General features: G+C 67.1%; 15 protein-coding genes. 6 read left to right on the top strand and 9 right to left on the bottom strand.

What is annotated here, in order from left to right; genetic code table 11:
- Positions 1–7: 7 nt before the first annotated feature.
- Positions 8–1942: a cytochrome c3 family protein gene (locus FG95_RS07995; protein ID WP_037555162.1), complete on the top strand. Its 1935-nt coding sequence runs from the start codon at positions 8–10 to the stop codon at positions 1940–1942.
- A 44-nt stretch (positions 1943–1986) separates the two neighbouring features.
- Complete coding sequence (locus tag FG95_RS07990) at positions 1987–2838, top strand: metallophosphoesterase (protein WP_037555161.1); 852 nt, start codon at positions 1987–1989, stop codon at positions 2836–2838.
- Here the strand turns inward: FG95_RS07990 and FG95_RS07985 are convergent.
- From FG95_RS07985 to FG95_RS07955, 7 genes are all read right to left on the bottom strand, one after another.
- On the bottom strand, positions 2832–3776 hold the full coding sequence (locus FG95_RS07985; protein WP_037555160.1) for a D-2-hydroxyacid dehydrogenase: 945 nt from the start codon (positions 3774–3776) through the stop codon (positions 2832–2834). The two genes, FG95_RS07990 and FG95_RS07985, sit on opposite strands and share 7 nt — an antisense overlap.
- Positions 3777–3825: 49 nt before the next feature.
- Complete coding sequence (cysS, locus tag FG95_RS07980) at positions 3826–5268, bottom strand: cysteine--tRNA ligase (RefSeq protein ID WP_037555208.1); 1443 nt, start codon at positions 5266–5268, stop codon at positions 3826–3828.
- Between the two features lie 49 nt (positions 5269–5317).
- The gene (locus FG95_RS07975) at positions 5318–13063 is read right to left on the bottom strand and encodes a hypothetical protein (protein ID WP_037555159.1); all 7746 of its coding nucleotides are present in this window, start codon (positions 13061–13063) and stop codon (positions 5318–5320) included.
- A gap of 295 nt (positions 13064–13358) precedes the next feature.
- On the bottom strand, positions 13359–15230 hold the full coding sequence (locus FG95_RS07970; protein WP_235211497.1) for a ShlB/FhaC/HecB family hemolysin secretion/activation protein: 1872 nt from the start codon (positions 15228–15230) through the stop codon (positions 13359–13361).
- Between the two features lie 126 nt (positions 15231–15356).
- Entirely contained in the window at positions 15357–16115 is a 759-nt protein-coding gene (locus FG95_RS07965; protein WP_037555157.1) for a hypothetical protein, read from the bottom strand.
- Positions 16102–18192: an adenylate/guanylate cyclase domain-containing protein gene (locus tag FG95_RS07960; protein WP_037555156.1), complete on the bottom strand. Its 2091-nt coding sequence runs from the start codon at positions 18190–18192 to the stop codon at positions 16102–16104. Before FG95_RS07960 ends, FG95_RS07965 begins: the two co-directional genes overlap by 14 nt.
- A 4-nt stretch (positions 18193–18196) precedes the next feature.
- On the bottom strand, positions 18197–21286 hold the full coding sequence (locus tag FG95_RS07955) for a CHAT domain-containing protein (RefSeq protein ID WP_052182198.1): 3090 nt from the start codon (positions 21284–21286) through the stop codon (positions 18197–18199).
- A gap of 209 nt (positions 21287–21495) precedes the next feature.
- Here FG95_RS07955 and FG95_RS07950 point away from each other — a divergent pair, with 209 nt between their 5' ends.
- Genes FG95_RS07950 through grxD form a run of 3 tightly spaced genes read left to right on the top strand, consistent with a single transcriptional unit; the run spans position 21496 to position 22451 of the window.
- Positions 21496–21822: a DUF1476 domain-containing protein gene (locus FG95_RS07950; RefSeq protein ID WP_037555154.1), complete on the top strand. Its 327-nt coding sequence runs from the start codon at positions 21496–21498 to the stop codon at positions 21820–21822.
- A 13-nt stretch (positions 21823–21835) separates the two neighbouring features.
- The gene (locus tag FG95_RS07945) at positions 21836–22069 is read left to right on the top strand and encodes a BolA/IbaG family iron-sulfur metabolism protein (protein WP_037555153.1); all 234 of its coding nucleotides are present in this window, start codon (positions 21836–21838) and stop codon (positions 22067–22069) included.
- A 49-nt stretch (positions 22070–22118) separates the two neighbouring features.
- On the top strand, positions 22119–22451 hold the full coding sequence (grxD, locus tag FG95_RS07940; protein WP_037555152.1) for a Grx4 family monothiol glutaredoxin: 333 nt from the start codon (positions 22119–22121) through the stop codon (positions 22449–22451).
- A gap of 260 nt (positions 22452–22711) precedes the next feature.
- Here the strand turns inward: grxD and FG95_RS07935 are convergent, their stop codons facing one another.
- On the bottom strand, positions 22712–23161 hold the full coding sequence (locus FG95_RS07935; RefSeq protein WP_037555151.1) for a globin domain-containing protein: 450 nt from the start codon (positions 23159–23161) through the stop codon (positions 22712–22714).
- A gap of 36 nt (positions 23162–23197) precedes the next feature.
- Positions 23198–23593, bottom strand: a complete 396-nt coding sequence (locus FG95_RS07930; RefSeq protein ID WP_037555149.1) for a group III truncated hemoglobin — start codon at positions 23591–23593, stop codon at positions 23198–23200.
- A 101-nt stretch (positions 23594–23694) separates the two neighbouring features.
- Here FG95_RS07930 and FG95_RS07925 point away from each other — a divergent pair, with 101 nt between their 5' ends.
- Entirely contained in the window at positions 23695–24132 is a 438-nt protein-coding gene (locus tag FG95_RS07925; protein WP_037555148.1) for an Rrf2 family transcriptional regulator, read from the top strand.
- Positions 24133–24196 lie beyond the last annotated feature (64 nt).

The following is a 24196-nucleotide window of genomic DNA, read 5'->3' as shown; positions in this document are numbered from 1 at the left end:
GCGGACGATGAGCTTCATCCTGCGCCGCATCGCGACGACCAAGACGGGCAAGCAGATCATCCGCGACCAGCCGCTGCCGGGCGACGCGATCACGCTCGGCCGCGACGCCGGCAACATAATCCATATCGCCGACCTTGCCGTGAACGCGCACCATGCGACGATCGGCAGCAGCGACGGGCGCCACGTGCGGGTGCAAGCGCTCGAGGGGCTGGGCTTCGACTTCAACGGCCGCACCGTCGATGCCGCCGACATCGACAGCGCCGCGGGGGCCGAGCTGCGCTTCGGCGGGCACCGGCTGACGATCGCGCGCGAGGAGGAGAAGATCATCCTGCTCGTCGAGCGGATCGACGAGCTGTCGCAATCGTCGAAGGACGTCGACGAGGCGAAGGCCTTTTCGCTCGCGGGGACGATGCCCGGCAAGCGCATGGGGGCTTGGGTTTTCGGGCTGCTGATGCTGCTCGCCTTCCTGATCGGGCCGATCTGGGCGTGGTACAGCTACAGACAAGTGAACGAGCGTCCCGACGGCTATCATGCCGACAGCGCCTGGCTGTCGGGCCCGCTGTCGAGCGCGCATGCGAGTCTGAAGAACGACTGCCAGTCGTGCCATGTCGAGCCCTTCGTCGCGGTGACCGACAAGGCGTGCGTCGGCTGCCACACGGGCGAGCACAAGGCGATGAGCATGGCGCATGCGAACGCGCCGACCGCGATGCTGCTCGCCGCGCGCCACCCGCCCGGCGTGGGCGAGCGCATCCTCGCTGGCTTTGCCAAGACCTTCAACAAGCCGCAGGGGCGCTGCGTCGATTGCCATACCGAGCATGAGGGCGCGGGGCCGATGGCGGCGACGCCGCAGAAATTCTGCGCCGATTGCCACGACGGCATGTCGGCGCGGCTCAAGAGTGCCGGGCATCCGACGACGCTCGCCGACGCCAGTGATTTCGGGACGAGCCATCCCGAATTCCGTCCGCTCGTCCGTCCTGTGGCGGGCGGCAAGCCGGTGCGCACAACGCTAGCGAAGGGGGTCGTCGATTACAACGGTCTCAAATTCCCGCACGACATGCACCTTCAGGCGACCGGCGGCGTGGCGCGCATGGCCGCGAGCTTCCGCGGCCACTATGATTTCGGCAAGAAGCTCGAATGCGAAAATTGCCACCGCGTCGAGGCCGATGGGGTTCGCGTGAAGCCAGTCGAGATGAAACGCGACTGCGCGATGTGCCACAGCCTTGCTTTCGAGACCGTGGGAGGGGTGACGCGGACGTTGCGGCATGGCGATCCCGATCAGGTCGCCGCTGACCTCACCGCCTATTACCGGTCGGCGCCGCCGGCGCGGCCGCTCCAGCTCGGCGGGATGCAGCGGCGACGGCCGGGCGCCTATGCCGAGGGACAGGTCTACAACATCTATTTCAACGAAGTCGCGGTGCGGCCCTCGCGCGCGCAGGATGCGGTGCGCGCCGTCTTTTCAAAGGGCGGTGCCTGTTACGACTGTCACACGATCTTCGAACCGCGGGCGGGCAACAGCTGGCGCGTCGCGGCGGTCGACCAGACGCCGCGCTATATGCAAAAGGGCTGGTTCGACCATGACGCGCACAAGGAAACCGCATGCGCCGATTGCCACGTCGCGGCGCCCGCGTCGAAGGCATCGACCGACCTGCTCGTGCCCGGCATCCGGCAATGCCGCGACTGCCATGTCGGCGAATCGGGGGCGCGGCTGGTGAAGGTCGAAACCGCGACCGAATCGCCCTGCGCGATGTGCCACGAATATCATTCGGACGGCGGCAAGCCGTGGATGCCGGCGCGCCAGCGGAAGAAAAATGTCGCGGCAATCACAAATAAACGTCTTGGCGCTACCTATGGTGTGAGCATGATCACAGGAACCGGGGGGCGGGGCCTTTACGAAGTGACATGGCGCAGACCTTCCTTGCACGGGGCAAGGCGGGGCGGATAGGGTTTTGGGTCGCCGGACCAGACCGGCGAAAGCAGGGGGCGGATATGCTGATCGCGCAGATCACAGATATCCATATCGGGTTCGATCCGGACAATCCGGCCGAATATAACCGCAAGCGCCTCGACGAGGTGCTCGACGTGCTCATCGAGGGACCGAACCGGCCCGATCTGCTGCTCGCCACTGGCGATATCACCGACCGCGGCGACGACGACAGCTACCGCCGCCTTGTCACCGCCTTTTCGCGCTGTCCCTTCCCGGTCTGGCCGAGCGTCGGCAATCATGACCTGCGCGACAATTTCCATGCGCGCTTTCCGGGGTTCGACGACGGCGGCGGGTTTGTACAATACACGATCGAGCTTCCCGAGCTGCGGCTGGTGACGATCGATACGCTTGAGGAGGGACGCCACGGCGGCGCCTTCTGCGAACAGCGCGCGGCATGGCTCGACGCCGAACTGGCAAAGGATAGGGGCAAGCCGACCTATATCGTCATGCACCACCCGCCCGTCGAAAGCGGGATCGAATGGATGAACACCCACCCCGACGAGCCGTGGGTCGCGACCTTCACCGATGTCGTTCGCCGTCACCCGCAGGTTCGTGGCCTCATCTGCGGGCATCTTCACCGCTCGGTGACCGTCGCGTGGGAGGGACGCACGATCGCGATCTGCTCGTCGACCGCGCCGCAGGTCTCGCTCGACCTTCGGCCGATCGACGAGAACAAGCCCGACGACCGCCCGATGATCGTCGCCGAGGACCCCGCCTATGCACTCCACCGCTGGAACGGACGCGAACTGGTCAGTTTCTATGACCACGCTGGGGCGCACACGATGCTCGCCAAATATGACGAGCGGTTGCAGCCGCTGGTGCGCGAGCTGAAAGCCGAGCGGCCGGGTCAGTAACCCAGCGTCAGGTCGACGCGCGGCTCGACGGCTTCGCCCTTTTTCCAGCGACCCAGATTTTCGAGGAAGCGCTGCGCCGAGCGGACGAACATCTTGTCCTGCGCGCGGCCCGACAGGTGCATGGTGATGTGCGCGTTGTCGAGGCTCCACAGCGGGTCGTCGGCGGGCAGCGGTTCGGGCGTGGTGACGTCGAGGAAAGCCGACGCGATCTGCTGGCTATCGAGCGCCGCGACGAGCGCGCCCTGATCGACGACGCTCCCGCGCGCGATGTTGATCAGCGTTGCGGTGGGCTTCATCGCGGCGAGTTCGGCGGCGCCGATCATGCCGTCGGTTTCGGGGGTCGCGGGAACCGCAAGGATCACCCAGTCGAAATCGCCGAGCCTTGCGCGCCACTGGTCGGGAGTGAGCGTGTTCGGGCCGGGCGAACGGCGAACCACGGTGACGTCGACCGCAAACGCCTTTAACCGCTCCTCGATCAACTTGCCGATCGCGCCATAGCCGAGAAGCAGCGCCCTCGAGCCGAACAGTTCGACCTTGCCCGGCGAATCGATCAGCCATTCGCGGCGTTCCTGCGCGCGGACAACGTCACGGTAGCCCTTGGCGACGGTGAGCATCCCCATCACGACGTATTCGGCGATAGTGATCGCGTTGATTCCCGCGCCGTTTGTTACCACGGTGCCGCGCTCGGCGAGCAGATCGAGCGGCATGCCGTCGACGCCGGCGTAGATCGAATTCAGCCATTTAAGGTTCGTCGCCGCGGTGATGACAGCCGCCATATCCTTCTTGTCGTACATGTCGAACCAGCCGATTTCGGCGTGCGGCGCGAGCTCGAGCGCCTCTTCCTTCGACTGGAAGAAACGCGGTTCGACCCAGTCGGGCAGGCGGTTCTCGACGAGCGGGCGGATCAAGCCGGACAGGACGGTGACGGTTTTCGACATTTTGCCTCTCTTCGGTTCTATTCTGCAACCGATCATGGCGAGGGAGAGGCTAGTTGTCGAGCCGCCACTCCCAGCCGAGCGGGTCGCCGTCCATCACCTCGACTCCCGCAGCGCCGAGCTCGTCGCGGAGCGCGTCGGAGGCGACGAAATCCTTGGCCGCGCGCGCATCTTTGCGGCGCGCGAGGATCGCTTCGATTTCGTCTTCGGCGATGGTCGCCGCCTTTGGCTGGACGCGCAGGTCGGCGCGATCGATCGTCAGCAGGTCGAGGCCGAGCACCGCGTCCATCGCGGCGAGCGTCGCGCGCTTTTGGCCCGCGTCGATCTTTTTCATCGCCGCCGTTTCTTCGAGCAGGGTCAGCGCCACGGGCGTGTTGAGGTCGTCCGACATCGCCGCGTCGAACCTGGCGAGCAGGTCGGCGAGGCGGCGGTCGGTCACGTCGATCGCTTCTGCCTCGCGGACCGGTGCCGCGGCCATCACCAACCGCTTCAATCGCGTCAGCGCGGCACCGAGCCCCTCCCAGCTGAACTCCAGCTCGCTGCGATAATGCGCCTGCAGGCACATCAGGCGATAGGCGAGTGGGTGGTAGCCCTTGTCGATGAGGAGCTGGACGCGCAGGAACTCGCCGCTCGACTTCGACATCTTGCCCGAGCGTTCGACGAGGAAATTATTGTGCATCCACAGCCTCGCGCCGCTCGCGTCGCTGCAGCTGTGCGCCTGATTCTGCGCGATCTCGTTCGGGTGGTGGATCTCGCGGTGGTCGATGCCGCCGGTGTGGATGTCGAACGGAAAGCCGAGCAAGGCCTCCGACATCACCGAGCATTCGAGGTGCCAGCCCGGCGCGCCGCGGCCCCACGGCGAATCCCATTCCATCTGGCGCTTTTCGCCCGGCGGCGTCCTGCGCCAGATCGCGAAATCGGCGGGCGCGCGCTTGCCGTCGACGGGGTCGATGCGGCTTTCGCCCTCATCGGTTCCGTGACGCGCGAGGCGGCCATAGTCGCTGACTGTGGTCGTGTCGAAATAAAGGCCGCCGTCGAGTTCGTAGCAATGCCTGTCGGCAATCGCCTTTGCGAACTCGATCATCTGCGGGACATAGTCGGTCGCGATCGACCAGTGCGCGGGCTGGCGGATATTGAGCGCCTTCACGTCGGCCCAATAGGCTTCGGTATAATGACGCGCGATGTCCCAGATCGATTGGGCTTTCTCGGCCGCGGCCTTTTCCAGCTTGTCCTCGCCCGCATCGGCATCGTCGGTCAGATGGCCGACGTCGGTGATGTTGATGACATGGGTGAGCTTGTAACCCTTGTACGACAGCGTGCGGCCGAGCGTGTCGGCGAAGACATAGGCGCGCATATTGCCGATATGCGGATAATTATAGACCGTCGGACCGCAGCTGTAGACGCGCGCTTCGCCGGGGTGGACGGGCTCGAAGATTTCGAGGCTGCGCGTCAGGCTGTTGAACAGCTTGAGCGGAAGGGCCGGGGCGTCGGTCATGCCGCCGCCCATGCCTCGCTCCGATGCGATCCGTCAACCGAAACGCTTGCTACTCTGCGGGCGGCGTCCACAGATCGTCGTTGCCCGCGCCGGTGACCGGGTCGTCGAGCAGCGGCGCGCCGGTCAGCGGGTCGACCTCGCGTATCGTGATCAGGGGCTGCGGGAGCGTATTGCCTTCGCCTGCGCTGTCCTCGTCGCCATCGATCTCCTCGATGACATCTTGCACCGGAAAATTGCTGTCGACGTCGAACACGACGGTGGCGCAAACGGTGGGGCTGGAGATGAGACAGCCGTTGACGGTCGACCGCGGATCATAGCTGTCGGCGACCGGCGTCGCGCCGGCGATGGTCAGGAGCTGGAGCGTGTCGAGGCCGGTGACCTGACCGTTCGGGCCCAATTGCACGCCATTGATCACGATGCGCGACGGCCCTTCGGTGACGACATCGAGCCCGCCGGCGCCGAAGGTTAGCCCGCGGCGCTCGACGAAATCGGTGCCGGCGCCGCTGTTCTGCACATAAAAGCCGCCGACGACTTGAGCACGGATGCCGCGTGCGAAGAGCGCGCCTTCGTCGAGCAGGATGCCGTCATTCTGTGCGAGCCGCGTGTTGATCGCGCTGGTCGAGGTCGCCGCGCCGACATCGGCGATCGCTTCGGCGGTGGCGACGATGATGTCGTCGGACACCAGGTTGAGCCGCCCTGCCGGATCGGCGCCGTTGACGAGCCGCACGCTGCCCTGCCCGAGGATTACCTCGAGTGCGTCGCCCGCGACGAGATTGAGCGTATTGGCGTCGGTGAGCCCGGTCAGTTCGACACTGCCGACCACGCGCATCTTGCCCGGAGTGCGGATCGTCAGCGCGCCGTTCGCGCCGAGGTTAGATCCCGCCGCGCCGCCCGCCATGGTGAACGTGTCCACGATAACGTCGGGCGCCGCCGCCGATCCGACCGAGGTTCCGCCCGCGGCCTGCACCGCGGGCGCGACGATTTCGATCTGGCTGCCGTAGAGGCGGGTCAGCTCGTCGGTGTCGATATGATAGCCCGCGACGCTGGTGCCCGATGCGCCGCCGACGAAGGTCTGGTTGTCGCTGCTGTTGTTCGCGACCGACAATTGCTGCGTGACGCCCGCGGTGCCGACGCGGCCCGCCGAGCCGATCGTGATATTCCCCGAGGCAAGCGCGATCGACTGGCCGGTGACGACGCCGGTGATGCCGAGTGAGGCGAGCGCGCTGGCGTCGAGGCTGCCCGCGACGGTGACGGTGTCGAGATTGAGGAAGCCGCCCGAATTGGCGAGGATCGCATTGGCCGCGTCGAGCGTGCCGATGCTCATGCTTTCGCCTTGCGTGCCGAGATCGGCCGTGCCCGCGATGGTGCCGTTCGCAACCGACAGGTCGCCGTTCGCGCGGACATAGGCGTCGCCGCCGTCGGTGGTGAGCGTTGCGAAGACCATATCGCCGCCGCCTTCGATACGGATCGCATCGGCGCTGGCGTCGATCGGGCCCGCGGCGAGCAGGCTGCCGATCCGGATATCGCCGCCGCTGCTGTCGAGGCTGGCTGCACCGAGTATATTGGCTTCCTGCACGTCGATGCCGGTCGTGCCGGTCAGCGCGACATTCTGGCCCTCGACCGCGGTGAGGCCGATGGCGGTGTCCGCCGTGAGCGCGACGTCGCCGAGCGCGCGAACGCCGCCGCCCGCAACGCCCGCCGCCGAATTGACCACCACATCGCCGTCCGCGTCCAGCGTCGGAACGGCATTGCCGCCGGGGTCGGTCAGCGCGGCGAGGGTGACATCCTGCGCGTTGATCGTGGCGTTGCGGCCCGCGGCGACCACGCCCGAGAGGTTGGCAAGGCCCGCCGCATCGACGACGACGTCGCTGAAGGAATCGATGTCCGAAAGCGTCGTTGCGCCGCCCTGTGTGCGGATGCTGCTGTCGCCGCCGGTCGTACCGAGGCCGAGGGTGGTCGCGCCGTTGACCGCGATTTCGTTCGCGGCGTCGAGCAATATATCGTCGCCCGCCGAGAGCGCCGCGGCGTCGATCGCGCCGTTTGCCGAGGTGATCGCGATGTCGGCACCGCTTCCATCGCCGACGCCGATGGTGAAGATCGGGCTGCCCGATCCGGACGACAAGTCCAGAACATGCGTGTCGGCGCCCGCGCCGGTCGCGCTGACATTGACCGCGTCGATGTTCCCGGGTGCGCGGACGGTGAGGTCGTCGCCCACGCTGACGTCGGTCAGGCTGGCGGTCGTCCCGGCGACGATGAGCATGTCCTCGCCCGCACTGCCGCCATCGATCGATGCGCCGTCGCCGGCGCTGACGCCGAACATGCGCGCCGCCGAACTGTCGGTCAGTGCAGCGTCGCCCGCGGCGATGACGAACAGATTGCCTTCCGTGGCGAGACCGTTGCCATCGACATAGCCGCCGTTCGCCTGCGCCGACGCATCGATGTTGCTGTCCGAATTGAGAAAGATGTCGCCGCCGGCGACGAAGCTGCCCGAAAGATCGTCGGCCGCGAAGATCGAGATCGTGCCGGCGACGTCGGCGCTGTTCACCGAAACCAAGCCGCCGGTGCCGAAGGCGAAGAAGGAGGCGTCGCCGGTCACTGCGCCGGTCAGTGCGATGCTGTTCGCGAGCAGGTTGATATCGCCGCCCGCCGCGATCGAGCCGCCGCTGATCCCCTCCGCTCCCGGAGCCGTCCCATTGGCCGAAAGGCCGACGGTCAGGCCCGCATCGATCGTATTGAAGGCGATCGATTGCCCCGAGACTTGCACGAAACCACCGGCGCTTGAATTGCCGAGATCGACCGCGCCCGGCGCGACGATGCTGATGTCGCCCCCTGTGATGATCGAATTGAGCCCCGTAGCGAAGCTCGCGGCGTTCGCGCTGAAATCATTCGCCGCTTCGGCATGTTCGACGGTCGTCGCGCCGGTGCTGGTCAGTATGATGTCGCCGCCGGCGAGGGCGTCGACGCCGATCGTCCCGTCGGTGGTCAGCGACAGCGCGCCGTCGGCGGCGATCAGGCTGCCCGGCGCGCCGCTGATGCTCGTTGCCGCGGTGGCGGTCAGGCCTCCGCTCGCGCGCAGCGTCGGACCGTCGCCTTCGCGCGCATCGTGGCGGATGTCGATCTGGTCGCCCGCGTCGATGGCAAGGGCGCCGTTGACCCCGAACCGGCCGCTTGACTGGGCATGGAAGCCGATCGAACCGTCGGTGGTCAGCGTGACGTCTCCCTGGCTGGCGATGGTACCGCCGGTCGGCGCAACGAAGATGCCCGCGAGCGCGGTGTCGGTGTCGTTATTGGTCGGCGCAGCGATCCCGAGGGCCTCGGCGGCAAGGCCAGCAAAGTTGATATTTCCGCCCGCGCGCAATTCGATGCGCCCCGCAAAATCGCCGTTCGCCGCGATGCTCGTCGGGCCGAGGTCGATCTGGCCGGGTCCCGATGCGCCGACGGCCGTTTCGATCACGACGCGACCGCCCGTGGTCTGTCCCGAAATGCCAAGCGCGCCGTCCACGCCGCCACCCTGGCCGATGCCGCCGCTGCCGCCCTCGCCCGAAAGGCCGCTCGAGGTGATATCGACCGCTTCGCCGTTCGAGGTGATTGCCCCGCCGGTCGCGATCAAACGGACGGTCCCGCCGGTTCCCGCGCCGCCGTCGCCGCCATTCCCCGACTGATTTCCCTCACCGAAACTGCTGTTGCTGCCGAGGCCGCCTGCGCCGCCGCTTCCGCTGCTCGATAGTGAGACGGCATCGCCGCCGCTGTCGAGGCCAAGCGCGACAGTCCCGCCTTCGTTCGCCGCAATCTCGATCGCGCCGCCTTGCCCATTGCCGCCGTCGCCGCCGTCGGGGGCGACCGCCGGGAAGGAGCTGAAACCCAGCCCGCCCGCGCCGCCGTTGCCGCCGATGCCGCCGGACACGAGGTTGCTCTGCACCGCGGTCAGGCTCGCTCCCGCGCCTTCTGCTGCAATGCGCGAGGTGCCGCCGGTGCCGTTTCCGCCGCTGCCGCCCGCCCCGTCGGCACCGTCGGCGCCATTGCCGCCTGTGCCGGTCGAATCGATGATGACCGCGAGGTCGCCCGCCTCGAAGCCGGTGGCGATCGCCTGCGCCGTGCCGCCGACGCCGTCGCCGCCATTGCCGCCGACATTGTGATCGCCGCCTGCGCCGCCGGAGCCGAACGCGACGCTGCTCGCCGCGCCGACGCCGTCGATCGCGGTTTCGAGCGCGATCGTCGCGGTGCCGCCGCGACCCGTGCCGCCGGTGCCGCCGACACCGATGCCGGTCGAGGGAGCGCCGCTACTCGAGAAAAAGCTGTCGCCGCCGTCGCCGCCGATACCGGACGCGTCGGCGATCACGCTGCTCGCGGTCGTCGTGCCGCCACGGATATTCACCGTCGCCTCGCCGCCGATGCCCTCGCCCGCGTTGCCCGCGTCGCCCACTATCCCATTGAAGAAGCTGTCGAACTGTCCGCCGTCGCCGCCCGAGCCGAGCGCATTCGCCTGGATGACGCTGACATCGACGACCGCCGTGCCGCCGACGCTGATCGTTGCCGCGCCGCCGCGCCCCACGCCGCCGTCGCCGCTCGCGACAATGTTGAGCGGGTCGGAGTCATCGCCTGCAAAGCCGATGCCGCCTTCGCCACTGGCCGAGGCGGTGATGTCGGCCGCGGTGATCGTTCCGCCCGACAGGTCGATCGCCGCGATGCCGCCGACGCCGGTTCCCGACACGCCTTGCGCCGTACCGCCGACGCCGTCGGCCGCGATGCTGATGTCGCTGACCGAAACATTGCCGCCCGTCTGGGTGAAGGTCGCGGCGCCGCCGGTTCCGGTTCCGCTGCCCGCGCCGGCGCCGTTCGCCAAGAGGTTCAGGACGCCGCCGGTGAGGGTGCCGCCGGCGACTTCCACCGTCATCGTCCCGCCCTGGCCGTTGCCGGCGGGCGCTTCGACGCCCGGCGGTGTTTCGCTCTCGGCCTGGGTCTGGCCGCCGGCCGCTGCGAACAGATCGCCCGTGTCGATGCGGCTGCTGTCCGACGCGTCGGCTTCGACGCGGATCAGGATTGCGCCGCCGGTGCCGGTCGGGTTGGCCGCGCCGGAGGTCGCCGCGCCGCCCGACGTGCCATCGGCAAAGAGATTGGCGCCCACGCCGAGGTCGATCGTGCCGGCGTCGGCGATCAGCTGGATAGTGCCGCCGGTGGCGGCCGTGCCCGCCGCGCTGACGCCCGAGCGTGCGTTGGCGTTGAAGCTGTTGGTCGCGTCGAGCGTCGAGACGAATTGCCCGCCATTTTGCGCGACGATGTCGATCGTGCCGCCTTGCGCCGTGCCGCCCGTGCCGGTCACACTGGCCGTGTTGCCGCTGACGTCGACGTCATAGACCTCAGCCTGGATCGTGCCGCCGTCGGCGAGAAAATCGACATTGCCGCCGACGCCGTCACCGGCGCTCTGGCGGGTCGTGTCGGACATGCTGCCGCCCATCGCCTGTGCGGTGAGGCGGTTGCCGGTGGTGATCGTCCCCCCGGCAGTCGCGCCCACCGCAATATTGCCGCCCGTGCCCGCTCCGAAATTTTCGCCGGCAGGGTTGAACGGAAAGGGATTCATGCCGACGGCGAAAAGGTTGATGAAGCCGCTGCTGTCGATCGTGGACCCGTTCGTCGCGGTCAATGTCACATCGTTCGCGCGCGCGTTGCCCGACTGTCCGGTCGTGCCGCTGGGGGTGGTGGCGGTTCCGGCAGCCGCGGACGCGTCGAGCACGATTTGAGTGAATTGCGCTGTGACGCCGCCTTCGACGATCAAGCTGGCCGAGCCCCCCAGCGCGTCGCCGCCGGTCGTATTTTCGCTTCCGGCGGCGTTGCCACCATCCCCGATGCCGAAGGCGCCGAGATTGCCGAGCGACACGACCGAGGTTGCGTCGGCGTTGATCAGTATTTCGGCCGTGCCGCCCGTCCCGTTGCCGCCATTCTGGGTCTGGAAGCTGCCAAAACTCCCGCCGCCTTCACCCGTCGCGTCGACAAAGCTTTGCGTTGCCGAGAGGAACGATCCCGCGCCCGACACCGCGATGCGCGCGGTGCCGCCGGTGCCCTCGCCCGACTGGGTCAGGCCGAAACCGCCGAACCCGCTCGCGTCGAGCGAAAGCAGCGTTGCCGGTCCGACGCTGCCGCCGCCCGCGACCGTCAGGCTGGCGGTGCCGCCGGTCCCACTGCCGTTGACGGCGGGGGCGGTGCTGAAGCTGTTATCCCCGCTTCCGACCGCGTTGATGAAGATATTGCCGGCGGTCAACGAGCTGCCCGCATTGCTGACCGAAATGCCGGCGCTGCCGCCGCGTCCGTTCCCGCTTGAGCCGCCCGCGTCGAGGTCGCCGAAGCCATTGGCTTCGACCGTGACCCCTTGGGCGCTTACGCTGCCGCCGGTGATCGTCAGGCTGGCGGTGCCGCCCTGCGCATCGCCGGTCAGCGCGTCGGGCGTGCCCGATGCCGAGATGGTGAGCGCGGCGGGCGTCGAGAGCGTCCCTCCGGTGACGTTTACCGCGGCGTTGCCCGGCGTGCCGCCACGGCCGCCCGACTGGACCGTGAGGCTTCCCGTCGCGCCGCCAGACTGATTGGCGCCGATCGAAACCGTCGCGCTGGCGTCGCCGATGAAAGTCCCGCTGCCTTCGACGAAGAACTGACCTTCCGATGACAGCGGCGGGGGCGATGCGGGCAATTGCTGCGCCGGGCCGGCGGCAAAGGCGCCGCTGGCGTGCGCGTCCGTGTTGCTTCGGAACAGCGTATCGCTGGCGGTGATGTTCGCGGCGGTTGCGTTGGCGGGCGCTGCGGCGATTTCGCCGCCGACGATGTTGTAGCCTGCCGACAGACGCACCGCACCGTCGGGATCGACCTGCGCCGACAGCGCGTCGTCATAGCCGATCGCGCCGCTGACGAGCATCGTCACTGCGTCATTCTTGGGAATGGAGACCATGTAGATGCGGCTCTGGTTGCCATTGGTGTCGAGATGCGCGGGACCGGTGGTCGTGCCGGTGTGGGTGATCGCGTTGCCGCCTTCTGCGCCCACGGTGACGTCGATGTCGAAGAGGCCGCCGTTGATGCGGATATTCGCCTGTTCTGCAGCGACATAGGCGGCCGATCCGTCAACGCGGACGGTGCCCGCCTGCACGACCCGCGGCGCGACCAGCGCGACATAGGAGCTGCCGGGACTGCCGAGGATATTGGCGTTGATCGTGCCGTCGACGGTGATCGCCGACGTACTGCCCGGCGCGCCGTTGAAGCGGATCGAGCCGTCCGCGCCGAACAGGCCGCCGGTAGTGACGATGTCGTTCGTCGTGAGCAGCAGGCTGCCGACGTTGACCACGCCGCTCGCGCCGATCAGGATGCCGCCGGCGTTGTAGAACCAGATATTGCCGCCGCGTGGGCCGGTGGTCGATCCGACATAGCTGTTCACGGTGCCATTGAGTGCGATCTGGCGGCTCAGCGATCCGCTGCCGCCGTTCACGAAGCGGTTGAGGACGGTATAGTCGCCGGTGCCGACGAAATTCATATTCTCGCCAGCGGGCAGAAAATCGATCGCGCCGCCGGTCGGCGCGGTGTCGGTCGGCACCCAGTTGATGATGCTCTCCGTACCGCCGACATTCACCGTCGTCGTGTTGGTCGCGCCATCGTTGCCGATCGAGCCGGTGCCCGATACGAAGCTGCCCGAACCGGCGACTTGCGCTGGAGCCGGGCCCCCATAGGCAAGCGCAGCGATACCGGCCGCGATCGCGCAACTGGCCAGCAGGCGCTGCTTGCCTTTGTGGACGGGCGATACAGTGGCGGTGGCACGCATGGCAGTCGTCCTCGAAGCAAAGGTCATGGATAGGGTCCGTACTCAATTACAGCGGCGTCGAGGCGCCCAAATGGCGAACAGCTCGGGTCGAAAGACGCGCCGCGAGGGCTGGTTGTCCTTGCAAGCGGCTTTCGGTCCGAGATGGAAGCCATTTGGACGTCCCGAAGGGATTTGATCAAAATGGCCCATTGCTTCGTCAAGAAGTCTCGAAATATCGACATATGCCTTCGCCTTCTCTCCTCGCACTGGGCCATTTTGCTTCAAACCTCGACGCCGCTGTAATTGAGTGCGGATCCTAACGCGCCCCCACGCCGAATTGGGTGGTCAGCGACACGAGCAGTCGCGGATCGGGTTTTTCGGTGAGGAAACCGCCGCGGTTGAGCGGCACCGCCAGCGTGACGTCGAGCCGGCCGAGGTTGCCATACGCGACACGCACACCGCCGCCCGCCGAATAGAGTTTTTGCGGATCGAGTCCGTCGAAGGCGGTATCCTTGTTCCACACCCAGGCGGCGTCGAAAAAGACGAAGGGCTGAAAGGCGAAGGCGTTCGTATTGGCGGGAACGAACGAGCCATAGCGCGCTTCGAGCGCCACCGCGACGCCGCTGTCGCCGATCACCGTGCCGGGATCGAAGCCGCGTCCGACAGTGAAGTTGCCGCCCGAAAATTCCTCATAGGCAAGCAGCGGATCGTTCGCCCATTGCGCGCGCGGCGCTGCCGACAGCGTGAACAGCTTTGCCGGCCGCCATTCGGCGAGGGCGTTGGCGCGCACCAGAAAGGCGTCGGGCTTGCCCTCGACGCGCGTCAGCGGCACCGCGCCGGGCAGGAAGCAGGCTGTGCCGCCCGGGCCGCAATCGTCGCTGGCGCCGAGGAAGGAGGCGCCCTGCCGCGCCTCGAGCGAGGTGGCGAGCGACCAGCGCGGTTCGGCGGGATTATATCCGCCGCGCCCTGCGATCGAGGCGGGGTCGATCCAGCTCGCGTCGGCGCGCAGGTTGAACACGCGCAGCCGGTCCTCGTTGATCGGCACCCCGGTCAGGCCGATGTCCTGATCGATGATGTCGAGCCCGCCGCCTACGCTCAAGCGCCGCGCCTGCGTCAGGATGAGCGGATAGGAGCCGAACAGGCTGACGATCTGGGTGTTCGACTTGATCGGCAGGCCGGTAAGGTCGGGGCGCGTCCAAGCATAGGTATAGCTGGCGCCGAGGCGCAGCCCTTCGCCGCCGACGCGGAACTCGTGCGACGCCTGCACCACCTTCTGCTCGTCGAGATCGGGGGTCGCATAGAAGCTGACCGTGGTGAGATCGCCCATGCCGGTCAGGCCGGCAAAGCGCGCGCGCGCATTGCCGCCCCAGCGGCCGACGTCGCGCGACCCGAAATTCTGCGCATTGAAGTCGAAGGTGACGGGTGTGCGCGTGACGGTCACTTCGCCGACGACTTCGCCGGGAATCGTGCCGGGGCGCAGCGTCAGCCGCGCGTCCATGCCCGGGATGTCGCGCGCGAGCAGCAGATAGCGTTCTGCGTCGGCGATATTGAACACCGGCGCATCGTCGAGCCGCGAGAGATAGCGTTGCAGCAGCTTCTCGTTGGCGCCCGCATCGCCGCGCACCTCGACGCGCGTCATTCGCGCGGACAATATGTCGAGCCGGACGATGCCGTCGCCGATCGTCTGCGGCGGCACGCGGACCGCGGCGAGATAGCCTTGCGACCGCAGGATCGTTGCAGCGCGGTCGCGAATCTCGCACACCGCGGAAATCGGTAGCTCCTGTCCGACGCGATCGGACCAGCTCGGCGCGAGCAGGGCGTTGTCGATGCCTTCGACGCTCGAAAATTCGACCCCGCGGAGCGTGAAGCGGATCTGGGCGAATTCGGGACTGGCGAGCGGGCAGGGCGCGCGTTCGATGCCGTCGTCGATCGCGACGATCTGCTCGCCGGGCTGGATGGCGGAGGGCAGCGCCGGGCGCTGGATTTCTTCGCGCGTCGGGATTTGCGGCGTCGCCTGCGCCCACAGGGTCGCGGGCAGGGCTGCAGCGATCAATCCTGCCGAGCCCGCGAGCGCCCTGCGGAGCGCCGCGTATTTCGGCCTCGCGGCCGCATGAAATCCCACATCCCCCGACACGGCCATCACCACCCCTTGCGTTCCGGCGCACCGATCGCGGTGCACCAATTTCATCGGCCCGCCGGCAAACCCGGCGGAGCCAATTGCGACCCAAGGAAGGTTCCGCCACGCGACAGGCGGTATTTCCCGGGAATAATATCAGACGGATAGGGCGCGTTCAATCGCGGCCTATCCCTCTACTCAACCCGCCTCCGCTTCCGACATCGTATCGACGAGGCGGTTGAGCTGCGGTGTGCAACCCTTGCTCATCAGCATGTCGACCGACCCCTCGACCGTGTCGGGGGCGTTTTCGACAGCGGCGAAACGCACCGTAACCGGCTGCGCCAGCCCGCCGCCCGAGAGGCGATAGTCGGCGCCATATTGCACCGGCAGGACGTCGGTCGGCCATTTGCGGAAATTGGCGCCGTCGACGATCGCGACGGTCGTCTTCTTGCCGCCGCTTTCGATCTCAAGCGCGGTATCGCCTTGCATATTGGGGCGCCACAGCATCAGCAACGCGGGATCAATGACGCAAAAGGTCCCGCCCTCGCGATAGTCGAGCAGCCAGAGATTGGGCGCGCGATGCTCGGCGGGGATCGGGTCGTTGGGGCCGCGCGAAAATCCGCCGCGCGACCGCATTGTCGGCCCCTTGGCGAGCATCCGGCTGACATTGCCGCCTAGCGACTGGCTCGCCTGCACCGTGCCGGTGGCGGCAAAGGTGCCGGGGCCGGACAGCGTGCGCGTCTTGCCCGACTGCATCAGCACGATCCTGTCGCCAGCGACGAGGGTGAGCTTGTCAGTCGGCTTGAGCCGCGCCCCGGTCGGATATTTGGCTGCCGACGGGCCGGTCGAGCGGACGACCATCGATTGCGCCGCGGCGGCGGTGACGATCGTCATGGCGGCGACGGCGGCAACGGCGGTCAGGCCGAAGCGGCGCATCGGAAAGTCAGGAAAGGACATAGCTTTCTCCATTTTCGGTCTCGTTCAGGCGTTCGATCAGGAACAGGATGGATGCGTCCTGGGCGAATTCCGCGGCCAATGCTGTGGCGGTGGTCACATGGGTGTTTTTATCGCCCGCCGCGTGCGCGGCGACAAGCGCGGCGATCTGCGCGCGCCGTTCCGGGACAAGATCGGGGCGCGGGGTGAGCACGTCGACCGGCTGCGCCCGCCCGCGCAGCGTGACGCGGCCCATCGGGACGAGGTCGTCGCGGCCCGAGCGCGCGGCGGCTTCGGCCGAGATCAGCACGCCGGTCTTCAGGCTCTTGTTCGCCGCTTCGAGCCGCGAGGCGGTGTTCATGCTGTCGCCGAGCGCGGTATATTGAATGCGCCCCTCGCCGCCGAAATTGCCGACGATCGCGTCGCCGACGTGCAGGCCGACGCGCGTCATGCCGATGGGGGGCACGTCGTCGGCGGCCAGATCGGTGCGGAATTTCTCGCCCGCTTCGAACATCGCGAGCGCCGCGGCGGCCGCGCGCTCGCCGTCGTCGGGACGGCTGAGCGGCGCGCCCCAGAAGGCGACGACGGCGTCGCCGACGAACTTGTCGATCGTTCCCCCATGGTCGAGCACGATGTCGGAGAGGCGGTCGAGATATTCGTTGAGCAAGCGTGCGACTGTTTCCGGCGTCACCGCATGACTGAGCTTGGTGAAGCCTTCGAGGTCTGTGAAGACGCAGAAGATGTTGCGCCGCTCGCCGTGCAGCGAAAGCTGGTCGGGGTCACGCAAGATCTGCGCCGCGACGTCGGCGGGCAGATATTTGCCGAGCGCCGACTGGGCGAAAGCGCGCTGGCGCGATCCGATCGTACGCGCCGCTGTGCCTACCGCGGCATAGCCGAATAGCCAGCCGACCGCCCAGCCGAAGGTCGGCAGCGTCGTCGTGTCGATGCCGCGCGCGTGCAGCCAGAACGGGAAGGCGACGAAGAAGGCCATCTGTCCGAGGAAGGCGAGCGCGACCCAGCGCGCGCGCAGGTCGATCAGGCTGGTGAGCCCTCCCGCGATGACGATCAGGACCGCTAGCGCCCAGAGCGCCGGGACCGGGATCGGGCGCGGCCAAGCGCCATCGAGCTGCTGCGCGAGCATATGCGCGTGCACTTCGAGCCCGATCATCGTTTCATGCTGGCCGGTGATTGCATCGGGAAAGCGGCTCAAGGGCGTGTTGAACTGGTCATTGTCGATGATGTCGCCGCCGATCAGCACATAGCGGTCCTTCACCAGCTCGGCGAAACCGGCGCGCATGTCGGCATCCATCGGCATCGCGAAGGTGTCGATCGGGATGTTGGCGAAAACGGGTTCCTCCTGACCCGCGGCGGCGCGCGCGGGAACGAGAAAGCGGATGCCGCCCTGAAAATCGGCATAGGCGGGATCGACCGGGGCCAGTGCGTTCGCCATCAACGGCGGCAGATTCGCCGGCCGGTGCGGCCATTCGCGGATCACATCATCGCCGTCGGTGCGGAACAGGACGCTCGTCGGCCGGGTCTTCGTGGTCGTGACGTCGGCGATGAAGGCTTCGAGGAACTTCTGCTGCTCATAGAAGATGGTGTTCGGATTGCTCGCCTGTTCGGCATAGGCGAGCCATGTCGGCGTCCGCATCGAACGGAGCTGCGCCTTCAACACATCGTCGTCGGGGCGCGGCGAATCGAAGGCGATATCGATGCCGATCGCTTTCGCGCCCATCAGGTCGAGATTGCCGAGCGCGTTCGCGAGCAGGGTGCGGTCGAGCGGCGAGCGAATGCCGGTGTTGAACAGGGTCTCGTCATTATAGGTGACGAGGGTGATGCGACTGTCCTGTTCGACCTTGGGCGCCATCAGCGTCGCGCGCGCGTCATAGAGCGCGCGTTCGGCAGCGTTGATCAGCGGCATCTGCCAGCTGAAGCGCGCGATCAGGATCGCGGCGAGCAGGAAGACGATCGTCGCCGCCATCCGCGACGGGCCGAGCTGCATGACCAGCCGGCGCACGCGCTTGCCGAGCGGCACCGCGGTGCGCTGGCCGTCCGGCGCAGACGGGTCCGCGGGGAGGATGATGGTTTCGGGCGCGTTCATCGGATCAGCGGGCGGCGCGGACGGCGCTCTCCCCCTGTCGGGCGGCGGTCGTGCCATTGTGGAGCAGCGCCTGGCTGCCGTCGCCGATGATCGCGAAGCCGGCCCAATAATAAGGGTGCGAGGTCTGCTGGTCATCCATCAGCTGCATCTGCGTCGACCACAGCGCATCGGCGACGCTGGTTCCCTCGTCGGCCGCGAACAGGCCGCCAATCAGCCGCTTGGTCGCGTCGAAATCGTCGGGCGCGGGCCAATGGCTGGCGATCACCGAGCGGCCGCCGGCGCCGATGAAGCTGCGCACCAGACCGTCGAGCGCGTTGCCGCCGCCCGAAAGCCCCGTCTCGCGCGTCGCCGCGACGCTCGCCGCGCCGGCGGTATCGCAGGCCGACAGAATGACGAGGTCGGCGTCGATCCGGAGGTCGAAGATTTCCTGGAAGGTGAGGAGGCCGTCCGAATCGGCGCCGTCGAACGAGGTGACCAGCGCCGGGCGCGCGGGGCAAGCGGGGCGCGGCGCGGTGACAAGGCCGTGCGTCGCGAAATGGATGATGCGATAGTCGGCGAGGTCGGCGCGGTTCTTGACCGCCGTGTCGGTGAAGGCGCCTCCCGTGAGCAGGGTTCCGGCGGCGCGGCCCACGGCGTCGCGCGCGGTGACCAGTTCGTCGGCCGAGATCGGGCGGCCCCATTGCGCGGCGTCCCACAGGCAGCCGGCGTCGACGCTGCCGCCCGCCGCGCCGCGGGTGCCGAGCGAAGGCAAGCGGCCCTCGACGGGCAGATTCTCGCCGAGCCCGAAATATTGACGGCTCGCCTTCGACGGCGGCGCTTGCCGCGCGTTGCGGAAACCGAGCGTCGATACCGCCGTGCTCGGGCGGCTCGTGCGGCCGAGCCAAGCGATCTGGCGCATGTCGAACGGGTCGGCGTCGGGGTCGAGCAACCGTCGTTCATAATCGGCGAGCCCGGTGTCGGCGGTGATGAGCAGATTGATCGGCAGCCGCAGCATCGCGCCGTCGGGTTCGAAGATCAGGTGCGGTACCGCCGGCAGCTTTGCAGCGACGGGACCGAAGAGCTGGCCGTAAAGCTTGTACGAGGTCGCCGCATCGAAAGGATAAGTGACGCGGCGGCCATTTTCGACGATCGAGATGGTCGATCGGATCGTGTCGACCGCCCCTTCGAGATCCGACGCGCCGATGGCCGATTTCCAGAGCTGCGCGCCGCCCGGTTCGATCAGCATCGCATAAACGCCCTCGCCGACGACGAGCATCTTCAGATAGGCTTCGTCCGGCCGCAGCACCTGTTGCAATTCGGCGAGGTCGAGCTTGCCCGACGCGACGACGCGATATTGCGGAAACGCCGCCAGCTGGACGAGGGTTTCGGACTGCTGGAACGCCAGATTGTCGAGCTGCGTCCTGATGTCGGCGCGCAGCGCACCCACTTCGGGCGTTTCGGGAAGCTGAGCGAGGCGGGCGTCCTCGATCCGTGCGCGCTCGATGTCGCGGTTCAGCGTCGTCGCCTGGCGGAAAAGCCGCGCGCCGTCGTCGCTGCCGCTCGACAATTCGCGTGCCAGCACCGCCTGCGTATCGGCGACGCCGGGGCGGATCTGGAGCTGGCTGGCGACGAAGAATTCGCCGACCACGGCCGGATCGGTCTCCGCGCGGTTCGCCAGCAGCCGGTAATAGGGCGCCATGACATTCGCCATGCCCGCGGTCGAACGCTGCGAACTCGCAAGCGCGGTGACGACCTCGCGATAGATTCCTATCGCCTTGTCGTCCTGCGCGTGGCGGGTGAGGAAGGCGGCATAGCGCGCACGCGCCGAGGCGAGCGCGGTGGTTTCGGGATATTCGACCGCGAGCAGATCGACCGATTGGGTGAAACGCGCGTCGGCGCTGCCGATGTCGCCGATCGCTTCCTCGGCCAAGGCGAGCTCGCCGAGCATTTGCGAACGCAGCCGGATGATCGAGGTCACGCGGCCCTGACGCACGGCAAGCGCGTCACCGAGTCCCTTCAGTTGCGCGGTCTTCGCCGCCGCGGCATTGCCGCGGAGCCGTTCGACGGTGCCGAGCAAATGGACCGCCTGCGCGTCGATGATCTGCGCGCGCTCGATCGGGGTCAGCCGCTCGCGATCGTTCGCCTGACGGATGACGCGGGCATTGTCGCCGCTGTTGACGCCGGCGACGATTTCCGGAGTCAGCGTTACCGCATCGCCCGCGACCGTCACGCCGGTGGTCAGCGGCGCGATTGGCGCCTGGAGCAGCGTCGCTGCGCGATCATAATCGCGCTGGTTGAGCGCGTTGATCGCGCGGAAATTTCGGCGGAGGCGGAGCTGAACCGGGTCGCCGGTCGGGATCGCCTCGACCTCGGTGAACAGGCGCTCGGCTTCGGCGAATTCGCCAAGGTTCGAGCGTTGCAGCGCGCGGTTCAGCGTGAATTCGGTAGGGTCGATGCCGGCCGCTGCCTGCTCGCCCTCCGCCCGGCGCGACAGTGCCTCGAAAAATTCGGCGGCCTCGGCATAGTCGCCGCTATGGTTGCGGCGATATCCCTCAGCGAGCGCCTTGTCGATGTCGATCGTCCCCGCGAGCGTGCGCGCGAAGCCGTCATTGTCGCCGACCGAGATCGTCGCAACCTTGATCACGCCGGGTGCGACCCGGCGCTGGCGCACCGATTCGAGCGCGATCCTGAGTGCGTCGTCATAGGCGGCGAAGCCTTCGACGCTATAGCTTGTGTCGCCGTCGGTTTCGACCCGCGTCGTCCAGGCGACGTCGCTGTTCGCGACCTTGCACGCGCCATCGGCGGCGCAGACGATCGTGCCCGCACGGGCGCGTTCGATCCGCGTGCGCGCCTTATCGGCGCCGGCGCGCAGCACGCGCACCGTGCCGACGGGCTGGCTGGCATCGCGGCAGATGATCGTCCAGGCGCGGTCGAACATGCCCTCGATCACGCGGTCCTGGACGGTGGCCTGCACTTCGCACAGCGAGCCGCCCTGTTCGCCGATCGAAAAACTGTCGCGGAGCGTCGGATCGCCTTCCTGTGCCCGCGCGGTTCCCGGCGCGGTCAAGGCCAGCGCAGCCAGAACCGGCGCGAAATGCGAACGTCGAGCGGCCATTACCAATCCCCCAAACACAAGCGCGAAGGCGCCGTGCCGACGCGATGCCGGCAAGGCGCAGTCTTCATTGCTGCGGTACGACCCATTCCCTTGGGACCAAACCCTAAACCCTTCGTAAGCGAAAGGGAAGTGATCTGCCGCACAGGCCGCTTGCGCCGCCGGGGTGGCCGACCTATTTGCAAAGGGAGATTCATTCGCACGAGGACAAGATGAGCGCATTCGACGATCGGGAACGGGCTTTCGAAACGAAATTCGCACGCGACCAGGAGGTGCAGTTCCGGATCACCGCGCGGCGCAACCGCCTGCTCGGCGAATGGGCGGCCGAGCGCATGGGGCTGACGCCCGAGGAAACCGACGCCTATGCCAAGGCGGTGGTGCAGGCCGATTTCGAGGAAGCGGGCGACGAGGATGTGATCCGCAAGCTCGCGGGCGACCTGACCGCGGCGAGCATCGAGATCAGCGATGCCGAGATTCGCGAAGCGCTGAACCAGAAAACCGCCGAGGCGCGGCGCCAGTTCATCGACAGCCAGAATTGAGGACGACTGCGGGATGGCGATGCGCCAGGATGATTTGCGGACGATGATCGCGGCGGCGTTTCCGGACGCCGAGGTGACGATCACCGACCTCGCCGGCGACGGCGACCATTATGCCGCGCATGTGGTCAGCGAGGAATTTCGCGGGTTGAGCCGGGTCGCGCAGCACAAGGCGGTCTATGCCGCGCTCGGCGGGCGCATGGGCGGCGAACTTCACGCCTTGCAATTGACCACCGCCGTCCCTTCATAGGGGCCAGATGATTTGCGGGCGCGATGGCGCGCCCGACCGGAGACCGACAATGACCGACCCCACCACCCACGACCGCATTACGAAGCTGGTCGCCGACAACCCCGTGCTGCTCTTCATGAAGGGCACGCCGCTCTTTCCCCAGTGCGGTTTTTCCTCGCGCGCGATCGCTATGCTCGACCGGCTCGGCGTCGAATATGAAACCGTCGACGTGCTGCAGGACATGGAGGTCCGCCAGGGCATCAAGGAATTTTCGGACTGGCCGACGATCCCACAACTCTATGTGAAGGGCGAGTTCGTCGGCGGCAGCGACATCATGATGGAAATGTGGGAAGCTGGCGAACTGCACACGCTGATGGACGGGATTCCCACGCGCGCCGAATAACGGGGCGTTTCTGGAGAACAAAAAGCCCGCCGGAGCTTCGGGTCCGGCGGGCTTTTTTGTCGGCTTTGGGGTGGTGAGTTGCCGTTTCAGTTCCGTCATCCCGGCGAAGGGTGTTCAGAGGGCACGTGATTCTGAAACACGATCTCACCCTAACGGTTTATCGCACCGGCGAGATCGTGTCCGGGGTCACGTGCCTACGGATACCCTTCACCGGGATAACGATGGAAAGAATTTCGTATTCCGGCCGAAAGCAGCACATTTTACGCCGCCTCGGCATCCTCATAGGCTTGCGCCTCGGCGGCGATCAGCAGGTCGGCGAGCATCCAATAGGCCTCGCCCCATGCCGCGAGCACCTCGTCGGTCGCGGCCTCTTCGCCCAGCACGTCGCGGATCGCGGGCAGCAGGGCATTGGCGACATGCGGATAATGTTCGGGCCGGACGCCGGTCTCGATATGGCGGCTCACCATGCGCGAGACCGCAGGACCGAGGTACTGGAGCTTGTCGATATTCTTCGCATAAGCGAGGATCGCCGCGGCGAGGCGTTTCGGCTGTTCGCCACTCGTCTGCGCGGCGCGGTCGAACATCGCTTCGATCTCCGCGTTCTCGAACAGCCGGGCGTACATGGCTGTCGTGATCGCAAGACCGTGCTTTTCGAGCGCGGGGGCGGTCGATTTGACGATCGCCATGGCGTGGGCGGACGCGGTGCGCATAGGGTTTTCCTTTTAGTTGAAGAGGGGAGAAGGGCTTCAGGCTGCCCCGCGACCGGGGTCGTCGAGGCGGAAGAAGAGCGCAAGCTGGAGGCTTTCGGCGATGCGCGCGGCCTTGGCTTGCAGGGCTGCGGCGGCGGCGTGCGGCATCAGCTCGTCGGTCGTCGCGGTCCAGATCGCGAGCCAACGGTCGAACATCGCCGGGATGATGCGCGCCTTGTGCTTCAGATGCTCGGCGACCGGGTTGCCTTTGTAGCGGCCCGTCGCCAGCATCACCGACGACCAGAAGGCGACGAGCTTTTCGAGGTGCGCGGGCCAGTCTTGGACCGCGTCATTGAAAAGCGGGCCGATCTCGGCGTCGGTGCGCACGCGGTCGTAGAAGGCTGGAATCAGGCGCGCGAGCGCGGCTTCGTCGATCTGATCGTCGTGGTTCACGACTCGCTCCAATCATGTATCTGATGCGCATGTATTCCGGACATTTGAAACATGCAACAAAAATACATATTATGTGATCGGAGCCGATTTGAAGGATTGCGATGCGCCTGACGCGCTACACCGATTATGCGATGCGCGTGCTCCTCTATGTGGGGGCGCAGGATGAGGCGCGGCTGAGCCCGATCTCCGAGATCGCGCGCGCCTATGGCATTTCGCAGAACCATCTGATGAAGGTGGTCAACGATCTGGTGAACGCGGGCTATCTCGAAAGCGTGCGCGGGCGTTTCGGGGGCATCCGGCTTGCCAGACCCGCGGCCGAGATCAATGTCGGTGCCGTCGTGCGCCATACCGAGGAGGGCTTCGACCTCGTCGATTGCGGCAGTTGTATCATCGCCCCCGCATGCGGATTGACGGGCGCGCTCGCCGAGGCGCTCGCGGCGTTCATGACGGTGCTCGACGGCTACAGTCTCGCCGACCTGCTTTCCAAGCGCGCGAATCTGACGGCGTTGTTCGGCGTGCCGGAAATTTCGAAGGGCTGAAAAAGCTTCCGGGGGGCGGGGCCTTTCGGCCGCTCCGCCCCCCGTCTGCATCGGGGGCCAGTGG

It is taken from the genome of Sphingopyxis sp. LC363 (genome assembly GCF_000756385.1).
In the GTDB taxonomy this organism is placed as follows: domain Bacteria; phylum Pseudomonadota; class Alphaproteobacteria; order Sphingomonadales; family Sphingomonadaceae; genus Sphingopyxis.
The sequence above is the reverse complement of the archived record's forward strand: the minus strand, read 5'-3'. Positions and strand labels throughout refer to the sequence as shown.